18 protein-coding genes and 1 tRNA gene are annotated in these 20,288 nt (G+C 62.8%); 5 read left to right on the top strand and 14 right to left on the bottom strand.

What is annotated here, in order from left to right; all coding sequences use genetic code 11:
• Positions 1 to 18: 18 nt before the first annotated feature.
• From ACQ5J0_RS06720 to ACQ5J0_RS06705, 4 genes are all read right to left on the bottom strand, one after another.
• Complete coding sequence (locus ACQ5J0_RS06720) at positions 19 to 384, bottom strand: hypothetical protein (RefSeq protein ID WP_462569795.1); 366 nt, start codon at positions 382 to 384, stop codon at positions 19 to 21.
• A gap of 292 nt (positions 385 to 676) precedes the next feature.
• On the bottom strand, positions 677 to 1,174 hold the full coding sequence (locus tag ACQ5J0_RS06715) for a hypothetical protein (protein WP_462569794.1): 498 nt from the start codon (positions 1,172 to 1,174) through the stop codon (positions 677 to 679).
• A 1-nt stretch (position 1,175) separates the two neighbouring features.
• A complete protein-coding gene (locus tag ACQ5J0_RS06710) occupies positions 1,176 to 1,898 on the bottom strand; it encodes a hypothetical protein (RefSeq protein ID WP_462569793.1) in 723 nt (240 codons plus the stop codon).
• Positions 1,891 to 3,594, bottom strand: a complete 1,704-nt coding sequence (locus ACQ5J0_RS06705; protein WP_462569792.1) for a hypothetical protein — start codon at positions 3,592 to 3,594, stop codon at positions 1,891 to 1,893. The genes ACQ5J0_RS06710 and ACQ5J0_RS06705 overlap by 8 nt, the downstream gene beginning before the upstream one ends.
• Before the next feature lie 561 nt (positions 3,595 to 4,155).
• Here ACQ5J0_RS06705 and ACQ5J0_RS06700 point away from each other — a divergent pair.
• The 5 genes from ACQ5J0_RS06700 to ACQ5J0_RS06680 all read left to right on the top strand — a co-directional run bounded on the left by ACQ5J0_RS06700 (position 4,156) and on the right by ACQ5J0_RS06680 (position 8,328).
• Positions 4,156 to 5,046, top strand: coding sequence for an exonuclease domain-containing protein (locus tag ACQ5J0_RS06700; protein ID WP_462569791.1), 891 nt, complete (start codon positions 4,156 to 4,158; stop codon positions 5,044 to 5,046).
• 90 nt (positions 5,047 to 5,136) lie between these two features.
• Positions 5,137 to 6,003 carry a hypothetical protein gene (locus tag ACQ5J0_RS06695; RefSeq protein ID WP_462569789.1) on the top strand — a complete coding sequence of 289 codons (867 nt, stop codon included), beginning with the start codon at positions 5,137 to 5,139 and terminating at the stop codon, positions 6,001 to 6,003.
• Positions 6,004 to 6,209: 206 nt separating this feature from the next.
• Positions 6,210 to 6,893 carry a hypothetical protein gene (locus ACQ5J0_RS06690; protein ID WP_462569788.1) on the top strand — a complete coding sequence of 228 codons (684 nt, stop codon included), beginning with the start codon at positions 6,210 to 6,212 and terminating at the stop codon, positions 6,891 to 6,893.
• A 2-nt stretch (positions 6,894 to 6,895) separates the two neighbouring features.
• Positions 6,896 to 7,690 carry a hypothetical protein gene (locus ACQ5J0_RS06685; RefSeq protein ID WP_462569787.1) on the top strand — a complete coding sequence of 265 codons (795 nt, stop codon included), beginning with the start codon at positions 6,896 to 6,898 and terminating at the stop codon, positions 7,688 to 7,690.
• Positions 7,691 to 7,779: 89 nt separating this feature from the next.
• Positions 7,780 to 8,328: a hypothetical protein gene (locus ACQ5J0_RS06680; protein WP_462569786.1), complete on the top strand. Its 549-nt coding sequence runs from the start codon at positions 7,780 to 7,782 to the stop codon at positions 8,326 to 8,328.
• 93 nt (positions 8,329 to 8,421) lie between these two features.
• Here ACQ5J0_RS06680 and ACQ5J0_RS06675 read toward each other — a convergent pair whose 3' ends face one another.
• The 10 genes from ACQ5J0_RS06675 to pepN form a co-directional block, all read right to left on the bottom strand.
• Positions 8,422 to 10,494, bottom strand: a complete 2,073-nt coding sequence (locus tag ACQ5J0_RS06675; protein ID WP_462569785.1) for a DUF6538 domain-containing protein — start codon at positions 10,492 to 10,494, stop codon at positions 8,422 to 8,424.
• A gap of 140 nt (positions 10,495 to 10,634) precedes the next feature.
• Positions 10,635 to 10,708 (bottom strand) — tRNA-Gly (locus ACQ5J0_RS06670).
• A 40-nt stretch (positions 10,709 to 10,748) separates the two neighbouring features.
• On the bottom strand, positions 10,749 to 11,378 hold the full coding sequence (locus ACQ5J0_RS06665) for an OmpA family protein (RefSeq protein ID WP_462569784.1): 630 nt from the start codon (positions 11,376 to 11,378) through the stop codon (positions 10,749 to 10,751).
• Between the two features lie 11 nt (positions 11,379 to 11,389).
• Complete coding sequence (locus tag ACQ5J0_RS06660; protein WP_462569783.1) at positions 11,390 to 13,240, bottom strand: cation:proton antiporter; 1,851 nt, start codon at positions 13,238 to 13,240, stop codon at positions 11,390 to 11,392.
• Positions 13,241 to 13,358: 118 nt separating this feature from the next.
• A complete protein-coding gene (locus tag ACQ5J0_RS06655; RefSeq protein WP_462569782.1) occupies positions 13,359 to 13,895 on the bottom strand; it encodes an adenine phosphoribosyltransferase in 537 nt (178 codons plus the stop codon).
• A gap of 76 nt (positions 13,896 to 13,971) precedes the next feature.
• Entirely contained in the window at positions 13,972 to 14,814 is an 843-nt protein-coding gene (locus ACQ5J0_RS06650; protein ID WP_462569781.1) for a cytochrome c1, read from the bottom strand.
• A gap of 34 nt (positions 14,815 to 14,848) precedes the next feature.
• Positions 14,849 to 16,141, bottom strand: a complete 1,293-nt coding sequence (locus ACQ5J0_RS06645; protein WP_462569780.1) for a cytochrome b — start codon at positions 16,139 to 16,141, stop codon at positions 14,849 to 14,851.
• Between the two features lie 18 nt (positions 16,142 to 16,159).
• On the bottom strand, positions 16,160 to 16,747 hold the full coding sequence (gene petA, locus ACQ5J0_RS06640) for a ubiquinol-cytochrome c reductase iron-sulfur subunit (protein WP_462569779.1): 588 nt from the start codon (positions 16,745 to 16,747) through the stop codon (positions 16,160 to 16,162).
• Between the two features lie 202 nt (positions 16,748 to 16,949).
• Entirely contained in the window at positions 16,950 to 17,612 is a 663-nt protein-coding gene (gene pgeF, locus ACQ5J0_RS06635) for a peptidoglycan editing factor PgeF (protein ID WP_462569778.1), read from the bottom strand.
• A complete protein-coding gene (pepN, locus tag ACQ5J0_RS06630; RefSeq protein WP_462569777.1) occupies positions 17,605 to 20,256 on the bottom strand; it encodes an aminopeptidase N in 2,652 nt (883 codons plus the stop codon). Before pepN ends, pgeF begins: the two co-directional genes overlap by 8 nt.
• Positions 20,257 to 20,288 lie beyond the last annotated feature (32 nt).

The raw sequence follows: 20,288 nt of genomic DNA, 5'->3' as shown, positions 1-20,288 counted from the left end.
CTGCAAGCGGGCGTCGGATTACGGAACTTGGCTCCTTCGGGTTAGCATCCTCTGATCTTCAAAAGCATCTCGCAGCTCAGCCAACGACGCCAGCAGGGCCTTGCCTTGCATGGCAGCAACGCGGCGCTCGTGAATTAGATGAGTCAGAGGATCGCGCTTTTCTGACCTCAGGGACCAGTAGTCCTCGAGCACATCAAAACAGGCGAATGCCTCGCTGGCCTTACGCCCATTGAACCAGCCATAGCCCATGAATTCATCATCGCTTCCGATGCAATGGCAGTAGAATGCGAGCGCAGGAAAAGCGCGGGCAAGACAATGAAAGAACTCCTCGTGGAACTCCGTCATGTCGAAACCGCAGCCACGAGCCTGGTGATTCCTGCGCATCCTACCTCAGATTCCAGGCTTCCCCGAAGCACGCAATAGCCGTCGAGGTTGGTTCGCTGTCTGCAAGATCGCGGACAACTCTAACGATATCTAGCGCCCCTTTGACGTTGGCCCCATGCAAGGCAGGAGCGAGGCACAGTTTCCTGAACCGCTCGATCTCCGACTGAGGTCCGTAGACGTCGAGGCTTATCCAAACTTCAGTCATTAGTGCATTGTCCACGCCTTGGGCACGTCGGCATGCCGCTTGCCACCGGCGATCTCGAAGACTCCTTCTGCATTAAGCTCACTCCGCCTACCCAAGAAAAATCATGAACGCGGTGGTGCAGCTGATGAAGCTGACGGCGCAGCAACCAGCGATCAGCGCGGCGATCGCAAGAGGCGAGAAGCGGGCTTGCTCACCAGGCGAGGGATCAGGGCGAAAGCCCCACATTGGATCGTATCCAACCTTCGCCTGGGCGAGTTCACGCGCTTCCACGAGTGCCTCTTGCGTCGCCCGGGTTGTCTCCCGCAGCCCGTGAAGATCGGTCTGGATCTTTTCATAGGTCGCGGTGATCAGCACCGTCGCCCGTCGGTTTTCTTCCATCGCCTGCGCGAAATTACGCAGCACGGTGAAAGGGCTGGCCTTGTGCTCGATGAGCACGAGAAAGAGCATGCGAACAAGAATCGCGGCGAGCATGACGATAGGCTCATCGCGATCGAACCTGGCGATCACGCCCTCCATCACGTCGAGCTCGAGAGGGGTGATGTCTTTGCTGAACAGCGAGCGCCAAAGCTCTTCCAGGTAGGTCATTCTATCGCTCCAGTAGCGCGTTGAGGAACCGACCGAGATTCAGCCGGGTTTCCTGTAGCGTCCAGCTGCCCGAGCATCGTCTGAGCGCTTCTTCCAGGCCTACCCCTTCGTCCCAGACGGTGTTTGTGATCGCCTCGGCGAGCCACGGAAGTGGCAGCTGGTCCGGCGTGATCTCACCCACCCTCTGCCTGGCCTCGCGCAAGACGACCGGCTCGCCCAGCCCTCTCGCCTGGGCATTATGAGCAAAGCGCGGTGCCGCTTCTTGCTTACGACAGATGTAGACCAACATCGGCGGGCCGGCACCGGCAAAGCTCGTGTAGGTCTGTGCGATATCCAGCGTCCGCGCATAGAGAGCAGGTTCGAATTCGAGGATCGCAACGCGGCCAGGATGCGCGAGCCGAAGGTCCAGGGCAGGAGCGATCGGGTCGCTGCCATTCGAAGAGAAATGGGCATGACGATCCGGCGTCCGCTGCTTGAAGGCCGGGCAGCGATTGCCGCCGACCTCGATAATGAGCGCCTCCTGCTGGAGCAAGAACTCGAGGATGAGTGCCCCCATGCTGGCACCTGTTCCGCCGTAGCGCTTTGCGATAAATATGGTTGGAGCGACCGAAGCGTCCGGCGGATGATGGATGGTCAGCACGGAAGTTGTGGCCTTCCATTGCTCGTCCATGTGCTGACGCAAGATGCCTACGCCGGGATCGGTTTTTACAAGGTTATCAGTCATCCTCCCAGAGCTCCTTATCGGGGGTGAACAGTGGTGTCGGACGCAGGCGCGGCGAGTCCTTGCCTGCTCGTCCAGGTGCATGGTGAGGGATAATATCGCTCGCGGGCGCCGCGCTTGCCGGGTCGCCATCAGGATTGTTCTCATCGCCCCGCACAGGGGAATTGCCAGCCACGTCTCTGGCATCAGGGGCCGACAAGCCAACAGGCGAATTCTCCTCCGCGGGTTCGATCAGCGGGAGATTGAGGGTTGCTTCGATATAGTCTGGATCCGCTTCAACGACGGCATCGAAGTCCTCGCCCTCAGCCTCTGCGGCAATGTTGTAGAAATCGACTTCCTCGTTCGGGCAATGCTCCCTGTCCTCCCCGGGCAACGAACCGTAGACCTTGATCCAGTCTTCGCCGGTCCACTCGCGGGCCTGAATATCCTGGTAGCCACCTTCGAAATCGTAGCGAACGTCGCGTTCGAAAATCTTGAACCGGCTTGCGGATTTGCAGGCGTCGCGCACCTTGTTCTCGAGCGAAATGAATAAGCCGTCGGCGATGTCTCGCTCGAGCCGCTGAAGGAACTCGAAGTCTGCCTCGGAGGCGGCAAGGCCGTTCTGGAGCAGCGCGTTGAATGCTTGGACGCTATCCATCGTGTCGAGCCTTTCGGCGAGGATCTCCAGCCTCTCCAGAAGCTCCTTCTGCCAATCCCTGCTCCATTTCTCATGCGGCGCGATCTGGTCGATCTCCTGCTTCATGATGACCAGCTGCATCTCCAGCTTCCAGTCTGGAGCGAGAGGCTGCGCTGCCTTCCTCGTGATATCGAGAACGGTCATCAGGCGCAGACGATCGGATTGCGGATCAAGACCCAGCACGTTCGCCAGCAGCTCCACGTCGCGTTCGTCCTGAACGATCATCGCATCGTAATAGGCTTCTCCCTCGCCCGGGCTGAGGCTCGTGGCAGCATCCCGGATACGTGCAGCCCCTTCGAGAAATTGCGCGTCCATTCCTGCAGGAAGGCTGAGTTCCTCAATCGCCTTTTTCGCCCATTCGTTATCCTGTGCGTCGCGCTCGCAGGCAGCTTGGGCGATGGCCCTGAGATGGTCTTCGTCGAGGTTCTTTTGATAAGCTTCGAGCACACCAGCGCGAACGACGCGGTTCCAGATATTGTCGGGGTTCTCGAGCTTGGGATCGGTGGCATAGGCGTTGATGAGAAGCGCAATGAAGTCCGCCATCGAGGCCTTCAATTTGCCCATCGCGGAGGGTGAACAGCCGTGCTCCACGAGCTTGTCGATGAAGGGTTGCGCCAGCGCAAACCGGCTCTCGGGATCGTGCTGCTCGCGGCTTTTCTCTGCCGGGAGAAGGCGTGCTTCATGCGCTTCGATATGGCCGAGCTTGCGATCGTATGTCCGGTTTGCAACCAGGAGAACTAGGCCCCTGCCGATGAATTTAGCGATCTCCCTTTCGGTCTTCTCCTTCTGTTGCCTGACCTTCGTCTTGGACTTTTCACTGGTCTCCTCGACCAGAAGACCGTTACGCAAGCGGGCTCTCGCCCGGTGCGCCTGCTTGGTGGGATTGCCCTTGTCATCGACCTCGCAGGCCATCTGCTCCAGCTGCAGATAGGCAGCGACAGCCGAGGCCTCTGCGGGAAGGTCTTTGGTGAGTTCCTGCAGGGCTGAGACCAGCAGTGTGTCCAGGGGGTCGGGCGTGTTCATGCCCCGATTTTAGGATGGAAATTTTTCTACCCCAAATGGGTCGGCAAAAATTTTTCCGCCGCAGATGGAAAAGGGTCTGCAGTCCTGCCACTGAACTTCCAGACCACGCCTAAAGGGGCAGATGGATACTCGAAATCGGGCTCGTTCAATCCGAACGGTGCAACAGCATACATTCGGATACCCTCGTGAATTCCTTTTCCGAACGAAAACGATCTTGGCGTTCGAACTCGGCTTTTTAGGCGCAATACCGCAATAAGGGATGCAACGAGTTTCAAACCTTATTGCTGCGCTCGTTCGGACCAGGGTCCTTCCGAGTGTAGCGAACGCGGGCGTTCGCACGGGTCCGTTTCGGCCCCTTGGTGGTGCGGCCCCTGCAGGGGTCCTGGGGCGGTGTCGGCGACACCTTGGAGATTGACGGACCCGCTCGCTTACAGCTTGGGGCCGGAGGATTTCTGGACCTTCATCGTGACCTGCCGGGTGAACCGGCAGGGTGGAGGAAAATGAGTGTAAACGCTCAAGCTTCCGCCTCGCCGGTTCGGACACGAACCGGAAGGACCAACAATGGATATCGATTACCTAAATTCAGATCTTGAGGACGCCGCCCGGCGCCTCGAGACCGACAGCAATTACCGCGTCCTGCGCGCGGTGCCTAAACCCTTCAGCATGATGCCGGGAAATGGTACGCCACCAGCCGGGCGATGCTTGTGCATCATCGATCTCGAAACCAGCGGCCTCGATCCCGAGCGAAACGCAATCATCGAGCTCGCGCTGATGATGGTGTTCGTTGACGATGAAGGTGCGGTTGTTGGGCACTTTGGCCCACATTCCTGGAAGGAAGATCCCGGCATTCCCCTGGAGCCGGAAATCACGATGCTGACGGGTCTCGCTAATCAGCATCTCACCGGTCACGCCATCCCCGACGCATTCGTCGCTGGAATGCTCGACCGCGCGGACATTCTCGTGGCTCATAACTGCGCCTTCGAGATCAGCTGGCTGGAGCGACGCTATCCCTCGATCGCTGGTAAGCCCTGGGCGTGCAGTATGCGGGACATTCCCTGGCTTAGCCTTGGCCTCGATGGCCGCGCTCAAACTGCGCTGCTGATGCAGCATGGCTGGTTTTCTCCAGCTCATCGGGCAGCGGCCGATGTCTGGTCTTTGTTCTGGATGCTCCGTGAAAGCCGGACGGCGTGGCTGAAGGGACGGCCGCAAACGCATCTCCAGCGCCTGCTCGAAGCGACCGAAAGCGTCACCGTGATGTTGCAGGCAGAGCGCGCTCCGTTCTCCAAGAAGGACCTGCTCCGCTCCCGCGGCTACAGGTGGAACCCCGATGGTCCGTTCTGGCAGATCGAGCTGTTGCCGCAGAAGGTCGAGCACGAACAAGCGTGGGGCTACCGCAATGGCCTGCCGGCGATGAGCACGCGCACGATCACTGCAGGCGAACGGCATCGCTGACGCGGCGATCGCCGCACGTTCCAAAACCACCGTTCAATTTGCGCCGGGCCTGCCTCTCGGCCGGAGCCGGCGCGCAATGAGGAAAAGCACATGAGCAACATCATAGCGATCGACAGCGACATTGATCGCCTCGCCCGCAAATTGGAGCACGAAGCACGCCTGTTCGCTGCGCGATCTCGGAACGCAGAAGCACCGCGCTCCCGCAGCTGGATCGTTGTCGACCTGGAGTTCCTGTTCGATCGCTCCCGCTACGAGGCCTACAGCATTGCCGAAGGAAAAGATGCGGAGGAGAAGATCCGCTGGCCTTTTCATCAGGTAGCGGCGGTCTGCTGGATGAAGATGGAGTTCGTCCGAGGCGAACCGGTTCCGATGATCGAGGGGCCTTTCGTTCTTGCCGCAGGCGAGATGAACGAGCGGGCCATGGTCTCGGCCCTGTTTGCAACGCTCGAGAACAACCCCGACGCCATCGTGACCACCTGGGGCGGCGAAGCGCGCGATCTTGCCGTCCTGCGCCGAGCGGCGGCAACGCTCGATCTTCAACTGCCTCACCAGCTGATCGATGGTTCGCCCTATGCCAGGGAGCGGCTCGATCTGTGCCGTGCGACGTGTGTGCAGGCCGATAGTGTGCACTTGCCAGAAATGGCGGCAGCGGTGAGCGTTCCGTCCAAGCCCAGCCCATCCAAAAAGATCGGGGTGCTATGCGAAGCGGGCGACTGGTCGGCCGTGCGCGACCAGGTGCTCGCCGATGTCCTGACCACGTCCGTGCTGGCGGTGCGCCATCTCGCAGCGCATCGGGAGATCGAGTGCCACCGCGCCGATACCATGACGGCGATCGCCGATGCGACGCTGTCGGCGATCCCGACCAGCGGGTTTGCAAGGAAAACCTTCGCACCTTGGGCGCGGGGCGAGAAGGCCGCCAGCCAGTTACGGGGTGTGGTTTACCGAGCCGCTGCGTGAGCGGCATCGAGGCTGACTGTGATCGGCGGGAGATCAGGAAAAGGATTGAGGAGGAAAAGATGAGTTAGAAATCAGCGCAAAAGAGGCCGGCACGGGCCTCGAACATCCATCACCGCGTCACCCGGTTCGCTACGCTGCGGACCTTCCACGAGCCGCCTGTCCATGAAGGACAAGCGGCCTTTTTTATGCCTGACAGGAATTTGAAAATGCCCAAGAAGAAATCGACCAGCAGCCGCGCCCTGGCGCCGGTGAAGAACACCAACCTTGCAAGGCTGCCCGACCGCATTGCGATCGCCGATACCGAGATCCGCCCTGAGCAGCTCTACGTCATCAAGGATCGCCGCCCCAGCGGACAAGGTCCGTGGTCCTCGGAACCGATCGACAAGCTGGCCTGGCACGATGCCGAGACCGGCCTCGATTGCATCCTGCTGCGCCAGCCTTCGGGCGTTTGGTCAGGATATGTTGCGGTTGGTCCCGGACATGCCCTGTACGGCCACCGGGAAGACGCCATTCCGCCGAGCGCGAACCTTCATCCGCATGGCGGCATCGACTATTCCCAACTGTGCTCGCAGCGCGGCCCGGCAGAGACGCAGATCTGCCATGTGCATCATGAGAGTCGGACCCGTCCCACTGCGGCTGACAAGACGACCGACGACGACGCGTGGTGGTTTGGATTCACTGCGGACAAAGGCGGTGACCTGGTGCCCAAGGGTTCGAAGCCGGTACTCGCACGCGAGGAAGGCGAGATCTATCGCTCGATCGATTATATGTATTGCGAGACCATCGGGCTCGCGCGCCAGCTGAAGCAGTTGGGTGGCGCCGCCGCGATCGACGCCGCCCCGAAGCTCGCCGGATCGCCACCTCGGCTCGGCAAGCCGGGAGGGCACTGATCATGGAGCGCAGCATTCCTTACGAACAGCGCCGCAACGCAAATTTGCCGTTCGGCTATTGGTGCACCGCAGATCCGGACGGATACCCTCACCTCGTGGACGAGACCGGAACCCGTTGGGCTTCCTTGCGCGACTACATCTGGTGCGGAAGGCTCGGGATGCACCGCGGTTCCGACTGGCAATTCGAGCAGCAGACCGAGTTGCTGCTCGCGGTGCTCGCCGCGATCGACAGGCGGACCATCTATATCGAGGAGAAGGTCACGGACCTGTTCTGCGGGTCGTGGAATGTCGCTCATCACTATGGATCCTGGCTTGCGGGGCACGAGCTCTCTGGCGGCCTGGCCGGTTCGCTGACGCCCGAGGGGCACGCAATTCTGGTTGCGCTTGCCAGCACCCGCTCGGCGGGCAGCGCGCCGATCCCCGTCGGGCTTCCCACCATCGCGCCGTGGCGCGGGCTCGACCGGGGAGAGACGCGTGACGAATGCGAGCGCATCTTCAAGGTGAACGAAGCGTTCGCGGCACGGTTGCCTGGACGGTTCCTGCGGGAACAGATCGGTGATGGGCCAGGCATTAAGCTGGTCGGAGAGCCCGAAGGCGCGAACATCCCGCTCGCGCGCGTGCTGTGGACCATGGAGTTCGCCGACGATCATGCGCGCGATCGGCTGTTCGCCTGGCTCATCCACCGGCTCGACCGCTGGGAAGCCTGGACGACGATCGCCCGCCGCGACGGAGCGCAGGCCCTCACCGAGCATTTCCTCCACCTGCGGTTTGCGGACGAGCCGATCGAGCGCGCTTGAGTTCGGATCAACGCCTCACATTGACGGCAACCATATGGCGGGCGGCATCTTCGTGATGACCGCCCGCCAGCATATTTGGAGTTTATCTCATGCACTACCGATACCACTCCGCCATTCCCGAACGCATGGTCGTGCTTTCGCTTCTCTCACCGCCGAACAGTTACGAGCCACGAGCGCCTTTCGGCTACGGGGCGCTGATCGTGAGCCGGCGCTGGCGGGGTGAAGCCGCGTTCTCATCTCACGCTCAGGGCTACGGCGCAGGATATGACCCGCAACGCATGCGGGACGCCATTCGTAAGCTGTTTACGCCTGAGAGCAAGGCGCTGATCCATGTGCCCGCGCCGCCGCATGCACCAAAGTATGTAACCGAGCGCATGCCGTTTCCGGCCGAGTATCTGGACTATGTTCCACGCTCAGGGCTGGTCGCGAACATCCATGCTCGCATACCCCACGACCAGCTCGTCGATGCAGCCCGCATCGGCGGTCTCGAGGTGTACGGATCCAACCCGTCGCCGCTCCAGCGGATCGCGCGCATCGGCACCGAAGCGCAAGCCGCATGGGTGTGCTGGATGTTCGGATCTTGCTCGCCGCGCATGCGCCGCGAGCTGCTTGCCAGCCATGCCGCTTGGCGCGCCTGAGAGAGAGCAAGTGGGCGCCTGGCACCTGCGTGAAGAAAGGGGCGCCTAGAGACGCCCCTTTTTTGCATCCGCATTCGCCAAAACAGAAAGACTTCAGGCAAGGAACCGCGTAGAAGCGTTGCGTCCTTTCGCCGAGCCCACCCTGGACCGCTTGTTCACATGAAGCAAGTTTACCTCCTTGGGTGTAGGGACGTGCTCTGTGACGTTTGGCACCTCACGTTCCAGTACCTTCAATCGTTCAGCCAGTTCGCTCTCCTCACCCAGGGCCAGTGCTCGACGATTATAGTTCCGGCCGCCGGTAGTGCGTTGACTGTGGCCCACATGACGAGCCAATAACGCCTCGCTGACGCCCTCCGCCGCCATCGCACTGTAGTGGAACGTGCGCTGAGAGTGGAAGTCGGCATGTTTGCCGCCGGAGGTCTTGGGCAGCGGCAGAATGGCATGGGCGGCGTCGATGACGGGTCGCCAGGCAACCGAATAGAACTTGGGCCCTCCCGCCTTGGTCCAGCGAACAAACTCGCCCTCATCATTTACCTCGCCATACAGTTCGGGAAAAATCATATCCCAGCCTTCGGCTGCTACTTTATCGCAGTAGCGGGCAAAGCCGAGCCTGAGCAGTTGCGGGTGCAAAGGCAGGGCCCGGCGGCGCGAAGATCTCTTCAACCCACCAGGTGTCTCGCCATCCTTGCTCTTTGTCATATTTGCCTGAATAAGAACGTATGGCGTCTTGGCGTCCAGCCCAAGATCGATTTGTTCCAACCCGCACGCCTCTTCGCGGGACATGCCCGCGTAGGTGCCAAGCAGAGGCACCCAGTAGGCAGCATCCTGATAAATTTTCGGCCGAGTAGCTTCCTTTAGCCGGGAGAGGGCTCCACCACTGCCCTGCCAAAGCGGCAGGCCATAGAGAACCTTCAGGTTTTCTTCGGTCAGCGGCATGCGCATCGGATCGCTATCGTCCTGAATGATGGTCTTTCGAGCCTTCCCGAAGTCCATCACTTTCCCATAACCGTGCTTCGACAACCAATGCGTGTCTTCGAGAACTCGAGCCGCGGCCTCGAGCTTGCTCAGATGACTGTTGATAGTTCGATCTGACCGTCGCTCACTGGCCTTCGGCTTCGGAAATGCGCTGGGAACGAAAGGCTCAGCCATTGCGCCGGATTTATGCAGATGCCCCCAGATGAAGTTTTTGGGAATAAGCGCCATGCGTCGAACATACAGATTGACATCTGACGGCTCGTAGTCGGACATCTTCTTGTCCCCGGTTAGCCAGGCAAATGCCTCCAGCATGTGCCGGGTCTTTCCCTGATCCGGCTGCCAGCCCCGATCCGTGAAAAGGTTATCGTGGAGTTCGTCGATCTGTTCGCTGAAGCGGGTCTCGGTGACCCGCGCAAAGAAAAGGTTTCCCTCCGGGACAGGTGAAACCGCGTGGCTCTCGCTGACCGTGATTGCCGAAGGCGGGACGAGGTCCGGCAACTGCGATCGCCGCGCCTCTAACACGAGGTTGTTGTCAAGAAGGCTGCTGATCGCATCACCCGTTGCCTGGATCAGCGGATGGTGAAACAGTTCAGCCCGCTTATGCGCTTCGATCATTCCGCGAAGCAGACTGCCTCGGCCTTGGTGGATCGTGCTTTCGCCGACTGGAGCACCAATTTGTTCCAAAGCAGCGGTGATCCGCGTGTCCTTGATGTCATCTGGTCTGACGAACACTTCCAACAGCGTTTCAAGGGCATTGCGGTCCTTCTGCGCCCACCCTCGCGCGACCTTATCAAGAACTTCGCTCGGCACATGATCCGCATCAGCCCGCACCTGGCGGATGGCTTCGTAGGCTGCGACAAAGAGCTCCCCTGAGCTAGGATCGGTTTCGCGGAATTTTCGCGGTGCAGCGAGATCACCTACGGCGATCGCCAGCTCCTCCTCCAAGCCGACGCGAAAGATTGCCTGCATTTCAGCCACCGTGAGGTTGGCCCTCCTCATTTTCTGACCCTCGATCATCGCAATCTCATCCCATCGCACGGCGAGGCGCCGCGCCCGGCGGCGCGCTTCGGCAGGATCGGCGGTATGCAGGGAAAGGGTTAGAGCACCGTTATCGGCACTGCCCGCAGAGGGAAGGCGGCGCCGGAAGTGATAGCGGGCGCCTTTGCGAATCAGAAAAGTTTGCTTGCGCATGGCTTAAAGGCCCTCGCGCTGGAGCGAGGCGCAACACGCTATGTGGCCACCTGCGTGAGAAGCTATGTGTACCAGTGTGGGGTATAGATACGGCAAAACCGCCTCCGATATGGCGGTTTTCTGCGGGTTTGGCTGGATAATGGAGCGGGTAGCGGGAATCGAACCCGCATAGCCAGCTTGGAAGGCTGGAGCTTTACCACTAAGCTATACCCGCCCGCTTGAGCCGCGCAGATGCCATTTCTTGGCGCGCGGCGTCAACCGGATTCGCGCGCGGTGCCGGTGGGATCTGCGACTGGTTGCTCGTCTGTCTCGATAAGATCGACCTCCGCATCCGCTTCGCCGTCGGGCAGAGCGACGTGCAGATCGACGCGGCGGTTCGCGGCGCGGCCCGGTTCGTTGGGGGTTCCGTCGGGGCGGGCATTGGGTTGCAGCGGGTTCTGCTCGCCGAAGGCAATGATCGTTATCCGTTCCGGAGCTACGCCGTTTTCGACCAGATAATCGCGCACTGCTTCGCCGCGGCGGCGGGACGCACGCAGATTGGCGTCGTCGGTGCCCGCCGAATCGCTGTGCGCGCGCAGCTCGATCGCACCGCCCTCGGCAATCTGCGGTGAGCGCAGGATGCTGGCCAATTCGGCCTTCGCCGATTCGGATAGCTCCGCGCCCCCGTCGGAGAAGGATATCCGCGCATCGAGCGGGGCCAGCTGCGGTTCGGGCGGCGGGAGCACCGAATCGTCGAGATCATCGCGCATGATCGAGGTCGGCTGCGGCGCCGGCTCGCTCGCTGCGGGCTCGGCCGGGGCTTGCTGCCGCTCGCATCCCGCAAGCGCAAACAGGAGCGCGGCCCCGGCGAGGCCGATGGTGGCGGCGGTGGCGCTTCTTTTCATCACGATTCTCTTCATGCTGGTTCCGGCTTGGGTCCGCCCTTCCGAGCCCGCCTGGCGGCAACCTCTTCGGCAGTGCGCTGCTGCGGCGGAGTGAAGGTGACGATGATATCGCCCGCGCGCGGCTCGGGCCGGGCCGCGTGGGTGAAGAAGCGCATCCGCCCGCCCTCGCGCAGCAGCAGCAGCATATGCGCGCTCTCGGGCAGCTTTTCCTGCGCGTCCTCGTAGTCGAATTCCTCCGAAAGCCTCGTCTTGCGGAAAACCCAGCCTTCCTTCTGGCGCTCGTTGGTCTCGGTCACACCCCAGCCCGATTCGAACAATGCCCGCCCGCGCAATGCGACGGGCAGCGAGTGGCGGTCGTAATCATTGCCCGCCTCGCCGAGCTGATAGACCGAATCGCGGCCGATCTCATGAGCGAACTCGTTGCACACAAGCGTGTTATAGGCCTCGTTCTCGGTCGCGGCGACGAGCACCTGGTAGGGGCCGAGATCGAGATTGTGCTCGGTTGCCTCGTTGAGGATTTCACCGTGGTAGAAGGGCACCCCTTTTTGCCGCGCGAGCCCGAGGCGCTGCCAGCTGGAATCGACCACCATGACCGGGGTCTTGAGATCGAGCATCTGCTTGGCGAGCGCAATCGTCCAGGGGGTGCTGCCGACGATCAGCAGGCCGGGCCGGGTCGCGCCCTTTACCTTGAGCAGGCGCGCGACGAGGTCGACCGTAAAACCATGCGCGACGATGGTCGTGACCACGACCGCGAAGCTCAATCCGATGAGGATATTGCCATCGTCATAGCCCAGTTCGGTCAACCGCAGCGCGAACAGGCCCGAGATGGCGACCAGCACGATACCGCGCGGGGCGATCCAGGCGAGGAACAGCCGCTCGTTCCAGGGGATCGAACTGCCCGCCAGACTGATCACGATTGTCAGCGGGCGGACCACGAACAGCAGCACCAGCAGGAAGGCGGCGAACCGCCAGTTGAGATATTCCAGATCGCCCCATTCGAGCGAGGCCGAGAGCAGGATGAATATGCCGGACACCAGCAGGACCGCGATGTTCTCCTTGAACGGGTGGATGCTGCGCAGGCTCTGGACGTTCATATTGGCCAGCGCGATGCCCATGACGGTCACGGCAACGAGACCCGCCTCATGCTCGATCAGGTTGGACAGCACGAAGACGCCGATGACCGCGGTCAGGAGGACCGGCACCTTGAGATATTCCGGGACCGCGCCGCGGGGAAAGGCCCAGGCAATGATTACGGCCGCGACATAGCCCAGGAGGCCGGCAAGCGCGGCGGAGATCAGCAGCGGCGGCACCACTTCGAACACCGTAGCGCCGTCCACCGACAGGCGGAAATATTCATAGGCGATCACCGCGCAAAGCGCCCCGGTCGGGTCGTTGACGATCGATTCCCATTTGAGGATCGAGGCCGGGCGGGTCTGGATCGAGCTCTGGCGCAGCAGCGGGATCACCACCGTGGGGCCGGTGACCACGAGGATCCCGCCGAACAGCACCGCGACTGGCAGCACCAGCCCGGCGACTTCATGCGCGGCCAGCGCGCCGAGGAACCATCCGACCAGGACGCCTATCGTCGCCAGCCGCCACACCGCCTGCCCCGAATGGCGCAATTCGCGGAAATTGAGGCTGAGCCCGCCCTCGAACAGAATCAGCGCCACCCCGATCGAGACCATCGTCTCGAGCAGGTCGCCGAACACGGCTTCGGGATCGAACAGGCCCAACACCGGTCCGGCCATGAAGCCGGCGAACAGCATCAGCACGATCGCCGGCCAGCCGCTGCGCCAGGCGATCCACTGAGCGCCGATGCCCAGGACGCCGACCACGGCGATGACGAGCGTTTGATCTTGCATGGTTTGAGCCGGTGCCCCCTGCAGGCCGATGGAACGCGAAACGCGCGGTCACGCTCACGGCGCCTGTTAGGAATGCACGAGGGTGCGGGTGTTTCCAACCGCTAATGCGAAAAGCCGGCTACCCGCCCTCGAACCGCATCAGCGCGTCGACCTGAATGTCGAGCTGGCCAAGGCGCTGCGCGCCCTGAAGGTCGGGCAGGTCGATGACGAAGGCGGCATGCTCAACCACCGCCCCGGCCTGGCGCAGCAGGCTCGCCGCCGCGCAGGCGGTTCCGCCGGTGGCGATCAGGTCGTCGACCAGCACCACGCGCTGACCCTGCGCCACCGCTCCGGGGTCCATCTCGAGCCGGTCGGCGCCGTATTCCAGGGCGTAGTCGATCCCGATGGTCTCGATCGGAAGTTTGCCCGGCTTGCGCACCGGCACGAAACCGATCCCCAGTTCGACCGCAACCGCGGCGCCGAAGATGAAGCCACGCGCCTCCATCCCCGCGATCGCCTCGGCCCCTCCCGCGCGCGCTGCAGCCGCAAGATGGCCGACGCACGCCGCAAAGCCTTCGCCATGTGAGATCAGCGTGGTGATGTCGCGGAACTGGATGCCTTGTGCGGGAAAGTCCGGCACGGTGCGGACCAGCGCCTTGAGCTCGTCCGGGCTCATGACGGCCCCGACACAAAAAGGCCCCCCGCATCGCGCGGATGCGAGGGGCCGGATTTCAGGAACGCGCGGATCGCGATCAGTCCTTATGCTTCTTCGGTTTGACCGCCGACCAGATCTGCTTCTTCGACATATAGGCCAGCACGGTGGCGAACAGCAGGAAGATAAGCACCGGCCAGCCGGTCTGCTTGCGCTTCACCAGCGTGGGTTCGGCGGTCCAGGTCAGGAATGCGGCGACGTCCTGCGACATCTGCGGGATCGTCGCTTCGGTGCCGTCGTCATAGGTGACCTGGCCCGGGTTCATCAGCGGCGGCGCCATCGCCAGGTTGAGGTTATGGAAGTAGACATTGTGGTAAAGACCCGGCCCTGGGGCGATGTCTGGATGCTCAGCCAATACTTCAGGCGAAGGCGCCTGATAGCCCTGGAGCAGCGAAGCGACGTAATTGGTCCCGTCCTCGCGCGCCTTGGTCATCAGGGACAGGTCCGGCGGAATGGCATTGTTGTTCGCTGCAGCAGCCGCCACCGCATTGGGATAGGGCGAGGGGAAATAGTCGGTCGGCTCACCCGCACGCGAGGTCGCTTCGCCGGTGTTGGGATCGATGCCCGGCACCTGCCAGGTGGCGGCCTCGGCCTTCACCTGGGCTTCGGAATAGCCAAGATCGGCCAGATCGCGAAACGCCACGAACTTCATGCTGTGGCAGGCCGAACACACCTCCTTGTAGACCTTGTAGCCGCGCTGCAGCTGGGCGATGTCCCAGGTGCCGAGCGGACCATCGAAAGAATAGTCGATATCCATCGGCTCTTCATAGGGCAGATGGGATATGGGCTCTTCGGTCGCGTAGGTATAGGCGCCCACCGAGAAGGAAATCAGGGCGACGGCTGCGAAGCCGAGGCCGACGAGGATTGCGATGATCCGGATCATGCGAAGGTCTCTTCTCTCGTAGCTTTCAGCGCGGTCAAACCGCGGGCTCGGTGTTTTCGCCGAGCACGGCCTTCTTGTCGGACCCCAACACCGCTTCGGTGATGGAATAGGGCAGCGGCTCGGGCCGTTCGATCTGCGAGACGATCGGGATGATCACCAGGAAGTGCAGGAAATAATAGGCCGTGAAGATCTGGCTCAACATCACGTAGGGCTCTTCTGCCGGTGCCCCGCCGAGATAGAACAGAGCTGCCATGGTCGGGATCAGGCCGAACCAGAAGAACTTGCGGAACAGCGGGCGATAATGGCCGCTGCGCACCGGCGAGCGATCCAGCCAGGGCAGGAAGAACCACATCAGGATCGCCGAGAACATGGCGAGCACGCCCCACAGCTTGGCTGGCAGGATGAAGTCCATCGTGAAGGCGCGCAGGATCGCGTAGAACGGATAGAAATACCATTCGGGGACAATTTGTGCCGGGGTCGAGAGCGGGTTGGCCTCGATGTAATTGTCTGCATGCCCCAAAGCATTGGGCAGGAAGAACACCATGATGAACAGCGCCAGCAGCGCAATGCCCAGCCCGAAGCCGTCCTTGGCCGTGTAATAGGGGTGGAACGGCACCGTGTCGCTTTCCTGCTTGATCTCGACGCCTGTCGGATTGGACGATCCCGGAATGTGCAGCGCCCAGATGTGCAGGATCACCACACCGGCGATCACGAAAGGCAGCAGGAAGTGCAGGCTGAAGAAGCGGTTGAGCGCCGCGTTGTCGGGCGCATAGCCGCCCAGCAGCCAGATCTGGATCGGCTCGCCCACCAGCGGAATCGCGCCGAACAGGCCGGTGATCACCTTGGCACCCCAGAAGCTCATCTGGCCCCAGGGCAGAACGTATCCCATGAAGGCGGTGGCCATCATCAGGAGGAAGATCACCACGCCCAGCAGCCAGATCATCTCGCGCGGGGCCTTGTAGGAACTGTAGAAGAAGCCGCGGAAGATGTGGATATAGACCACGATGAAGAAGAAGCTCGCCCCGTTCGCGTGGGCATAGCGCATCAGCCAGCCCCAGTTGACGTCACGCATGATATGCTCGGTGGTCGCAAAGGCGACTTCGGCATTGGCGGCATAATGCATCGCCAGCACGACGCCGGTGACGATCTGGAACACGAGGAAGAAGCCGGCGAGAACGCCGAAATTCCACATGTAGTTGAGGTTGCGCGGCACCGGATAGCCGGCACCCACCGCGTTGTAGACGAGGCGCGGCAAGGGCAGCTTCTCGTCGAGGAACTTGGTGAGGCCGGTCTTCGGCTCGTACTGGCGTGCCCAGGGAAAGCTCATGATCTAGTCTCTACAACCTCAGCCGACGGTGATGGTGGTGTCGGAGGTGAAAGCATATTCCGGCACTTCAAGGTTGGTCGGCGCCGGACCTTTGCGAATGCGACCCGCGGTATCGTAATGCGACCCATGACAGGGGCAGAAATAGCCGCCGAACTCGCCCTTCACCTCGCCCTCGGCGGCACCCAGCGGGACGCAGCCCAGATGTGTGCAGACGCCCATGGTCACGAGGAGGTCGTGGTTCCCCTCTTTGGTGCGCTCGTCCAACGTTGCCGGATCGCGCAGGCTGTCGGCCGACACGCCATTGGCCGCCGCGATCTCCGCTTCGGTCAAACGGCGGACGAACAGCGGCTGCTTGCGAAATACCGCCTTGATCGCCTGACCCGGCTCGATATCGCCCACGTCGACCTCGGTGACGCTCTCGGCAAGAACGTCCTCGGACGGTGCCATCTGGCTGATCAGCGGCAGCAGCACCGCCGCGCCGCCGACGCCGGCCGTGCTGAGCGCGGCGATGTTGATGAAGTCGCGGCGACGCACGCCATCGGTCGCGCCGTCGTCCACGGGGACTACGGGTATTTCGCTGTTCGCGGTTGCAGCGGTATCTGCCATCAGAGCGGTGCCCTACCTGCCTCTATTCAGTCTGGAGGCCCGAAGATGGGCCAGAAGAAGTGCTCGTCCGGCTGACCTTCCGCGATCTCGGGGATCGGGTCGGGGGAGACGCGCACGAGGCGGTCTCCCATTGCCGGATTGAGGGGCCTCTAAACGCAATGGCACACCTTGCCAACCGCGATTTTGGCAAGGGGAATACGCTTCAGCGCAAGGCGATGAGCGAGATCTGCCGCCCCTCCGCGGTCTCGCAGCGATGGCTGGCCCGGCGGTAGGAATGAAACAGGCCGGCTTCGGCATAGGTGTCGCGATTGAGGCTCTCGATCCAGCCCACCCCCGCCTGTTCGAGCCGGGCGGCAACATAGCCGGGCAGATCGAACTGCCAGTGGCCAGCGCTCCCGACGCGAAAGAACGGCGCGTCCCCTTCCCCGAAATGCTCGCGAAACGGCGCATCGACCTCGTAGCTTTCCTGCGCGATACAGGGGCCTATCACTGCCACCATCTTTTCGGGACGGGCGCCAAGCGCGGCCATCGCCGCGACCGTGTTGGCGATCACCCCCTGGTTTGCACCGCGCCAGCCGGCATGCGCCGCGCCCACCACCCCGGCCTCGCGATCGGCGAACAGCACCGGGGCGCAATCCGCGGTCACGATTACCAGGACCAGCCCGGCGCGGTCGGTGACCATCGCGTCGGCCTCAGGGGGGGCGCCCCTCCATTCGCCGGTAACGGTTACGACATCGGGCGAATGGACCTGCTTCACCCGGACGAGTGCGCCGTCCGGCAGGATATCCTGCGCTGCGGCGCCCGCCTTCTTCGAAAAGCCATGCGGCACCCCTTCGAGCGCCTGGGATCTGAGCAGTCTAGCCAAGCGAGCGGCTCACCTGCTCGAAGGTATCGCGCGAAAGCTGCGAAGCGCCCGCTATCCGCTCGAGCTCGCCGCGCATCAGCGCCGCGCGTCCCGGCTCGATCCGCCGCCAGCGTCCCAGCGCCGGCACGAATCGCGCCGCGGTCTGCGAATTGATCGGATCGAGCTCGAGAATGAGATCGGCGATCAGGCGGTAGCCCTCGCCGCTGGCCGCATGGAAGGCCTGCGGATTGCCCGCGAAGGCCATGTAGAGCGACCGCGCCCGATTTGGGTTGCGCAGCGTGAAGTCGCCGTGATTGCGCAGCGACTTTACATGCTCGATCGCCTGCGGGTGGAGCGAGGACGCCTGCAGCGCGAACCATTTGTCGATCACCAGGTCGTTGCTGCGATAGCGGTTGTAGAAATCGAGCAGCTTGGCCGTACGATCCGCGGTTTCGAGCCCCGCGAGCACCATCAGCGCGCCCTGGCGGTCGGTCATGGTGGTGGCGCCGTCATATTGCGCCGCGGCCATCTGCGAGGCGCGCCGCGGATCGGCGGCGGCGAGATAGGTCAGCGCCAGCGTCTTGACCTTGCGCGCGCCCTGTGCCGCGGGGTCGAGCGTGCCAGGGGCCCGGCTGGCGCGCTCGTGCAGCCCGGCCAGTTCCTCGCCCAGTTCGCGGCCGAGCCAGGTCTTGAGCGTCTCGCGCGCGTTGTGGATCGCGCCCGGATCGGCGACCAGCGCCTGTTCCATCAGATAGGTCTCGCCCGGCAGCATCATCAGCTCGCCGCGCATCTGGTCGTCGATCCGGTCGTCCGCCAGAACCGCGCCCAGCGCGGTGCGGATCGCATCGCGGCCCGCCTCGCGCTCCTCGGCAGCGAGCCCGCCGGCGACGACATCGCCCAGATGCCCGACCACCAGATCCTGCATCGCCTCGTAGCGCGCGAAGGGATCGTCGTCGCTCGCGGCGAGGAAGGTCAGCTCGTCTCGCGCAATCTCGCGCTCGATCCGCACCGGCGCGGAAAAGCCGCGGTTGACCGACAGCACCGGCGGCGCGGCGAAGCCTTCGAAACGCAGCGTCTCGCTGGCCTCGTTGAGGACCACCAACTGTTCGCCCGAATGCGTCCCGCTGTCGCGGTCGAACAGCGCGATCCTGAGCGGGATCGGCATCGGCTGCTTGTCGGGCTGGCCGGGGGTCGGCGGGACTTCCTGCGACAGCGTCAGCGTCGCGGTCTCGCCCTCGTGCGCCAGCGCGACCGTCACCCTGGGCGTCCCCGCCTGCGAGTACCACAGCCGGAATCGCTCGAGATCGAGCCCGGCCCCGTCCTCGATCGCGGTGACGAAATCCTCGCAGGTCGCCGCCTCGCCGTCGTGGCGCTCGAAATAGAGATCGCAGCCTTTGCGGAAGGCTTCCTCGCCCGCCATGCTGCGCATCATCCGGATCACCTCGGCGCCCTTGTTGTAGATCGTCGCAGTGTAGAAGTTCGAGATCTCCTGATAGCTATCGGGCCGGATCGGATGCGCCAGCGGGCCCGAATCCTCGGGGAACTGGACCGAGCGCAGCACGCGGACATCGCCGATCCGCTTGACCGGGGCGCTGCCCATGTCCTGACTGAACAGCTGGTCGCGCAGCACGGTGAAGCCTTCCTTGAGGCTGAGCTGGAACCAGTCGCGGCAGGTCACGCGGTTGCCCGACCAATTGTGGAAATACTCATGCGCGATCACGCCCTCGACCGCATCGAAATCGCCATCGGTGGCGGTATCGATATCGGCGAGGACGTATTTGGTGTTGAAGACGTTGAGGCCCTTGTTCTCCATCGCCCCCATGTTGAAATCGCTGACCGCGACGATGTTGTAGATGTCGAGGTCGTATTCGCGCCCGAAGGTCTGCTCGTCCCAGGCCATTGCCCGTTTGAGGCTCTCCATCGCGTGCTCGGTGCGGTCCAGGTCGCCATCGCGGACGAAGATATTAAGGGCCACCTTGCGCCCGCCCATGGTGGTGAAGCTGTCGCTGCGCGCGACCAGATCGCCCGCCACCAGCGCGAACAGATAGGACGGCTTGGGCCAGGGATCGTGCCATTCGGCCCAGTGGTGGTCCCCGTCGTCACCCTCGGCGGTGCAATTGCCGTTGGCGAGCAGCACCGGGAACTCCGCTTTGGGAGCGCGCATCCGCACGGTGTAGACGCTGAGCACGTCGGGGCGGTCGGGGAAGAAGGTAATCCGGCGGAAGCCCTCGGCCTCGCATTGGGTGCAGAGCATGCCGTTGGAGGCGAACAGCCCCATCAGCTGCGAATTGGCCGCGGGGTCGATCTCTGTGACCAGGGTCAGCTCGTGGGCATCGCCCGGCAGGGTGACGATCAGATCGTCGCCCTCCATCGTGTGGCTGCTGGTGCTCGCGCCGTCGCAGCGGACCTCGAGCGGCCTGATGCCCTCGCCATTGAGGCGGATCGTGGGCGAGCGCTCGGCTTCGGGGTTGCGCTCGAGCGTCAGCCTCGCCTCGACCCGGGTCTTTTCGAGCCCGAGGTCGAAATCGAGATGGGTCGCCGCCACCCGCCAGGGAAAGGGTGCGTAATCCTCGCGCCGGATCAGGGCGGGCGCGTGCGGCTCGACCGCGGCATCGGCCATTTCGGGGTTGCCATCTGGGGTGGCGGGCGTGCGGGCGATATCCATTGAGCGGTGATTCCAATCTTCCAAGCGCTAGG

It is taken from the genome of Qipengyuania sp. SM2512 (genome assembly GCF_054954005.1).
The sequence above is the reverse complement of the archived record's forward strand: the minus strand, read 5'-3'. Positions and strand labels throughout refer to the sequence as shown.

Excerpts from the sequence above, each read along its gene's own strand:
- ACQ5J0_RS06720 (WP_462569795.1), bottom strand. The coding sequence starts at position 384 with ATGCGCAGGAATCACCAGGCTCGTGGCTGCGGTTTCGACATGACGGAG.
- ACQ5J0_RS06690 (WP_462569788.1), top strand. The coding sequence starts at position 6,210 with ATGCCCAAGAAGAAATCGACCAGCAGCCGCGCCCTGGCGCCGGTGAAG.
- petA (WP_462569779.1), bottom strand. The coding sequence starts at position 16,747 with ATGGCAGATACCGCTGCAACCGCGAACAGCGAAATACCCGTAGTCCCC.
- ACQ5J0_RS06675 (WP_462569785.1), bottom strand. The coding sequence starts at position 10,494 with ATGCGCAAGCAAACTTTTCTGATTCGCAAAGGCGCCCGCTATCACTTC.
- ACQ5J0_RS06645 (WP_462569780.1), bottom strand. The coding sequence starts at position 16,141 with ATGAGCTTTCCCTGGGCACGCCAGTACGAGCCGAAGACCGGCCTCACC.
- ACQ5J0_RS06715 (WP_462569794.1), bottom strand. The coding sequence starts at position 1,174 with ATGACCTACCTGGAAGAGCTTTGGCGCTCGCTGTTCAGCAAAGACATC.
- pepN (WP_462569777.1), bottom strand. The coding sequence starts at position 20,256 with ATGGATATCGCCCGCACGCCCGCCACCCCAGATGGCAACCCCGAAATG.
- ACQ5J0_RS06685 (WP_462569787.1), top strand. The coding sequence starts at position 6,896 with ATGGAGCGCAGCATTCCTTACGAACAGCGCCGCAACGCAAATTTGCCG.
- ACQ5J0_RS06655 (WP_462569782.1), bottom strand. The coding sequence starts at position 13,895 with ATGAGCCCGGACGAGCTCAAGGCGCTGGTCCGCACCGTGCCGGACTTT.
- ACQ5J0_RS06695 (WP_462569789.1), top strand. The coding sequence starts at position 5,137 with ATGAGCAACATCATAGCGATCGACAGCGACATTGATCGCCTCGCCCGC.
- ACQ5J0_RS06700 (WP_462569791.1), top strand. The coding sequence starts at position 4,156 with ATGGATATCGATTACCTAAATTCAGATCTTGAGGACGCCGCCCGGCGC.
- ACQ5J0_RS06665 (WP_462569784.1), bottom strand. The coding sequence starts at position 11,378 with ATGAAAAGAAGCGCCACCGCCGCCACCATCGGCCTCGCCGGGGCCGCG.
- ACQ5J0_RS06660 (WP_462569783.1), bottom strand. The coding sequence starts at position 13,240 with ATGCAAGATCAAACGCTCGTCATCGCCGTGGTCGGCGTCCTGGGCATC.
- ACQ5J0_RS06705 (WP_462569792.1), bottom strand. The coding sequence starts at position 3,594 with ATGAACACGCCCGACCCCCTGGACACACTGCTGGTCTCAGCCCTGCAG.
- ACQ5J0_RS06710 (WP_462569793.1), bottom strand. The coding sequence starts at position 1,898 with ATGACTGATAACCTTGTAAAAACCGATCCCGGCGTAGGCATCTTGCGT.
- ACQ5J0_RS06680 (WP_462569786.1), top strand. The coding sequence starts at position 7,780 with ATGCACTACCGATACCACTCCGCCATTCCCGAACGCATGGTCGTGCTT.
- ACQ5J0_RS06650 (WP_462569781.1), bottom strand. The coding sequence starts at position 14,814 with ATGATCCGGATCATCGCAATCCTCGTCGGCCTCGGCTTCGCAGCCGTC.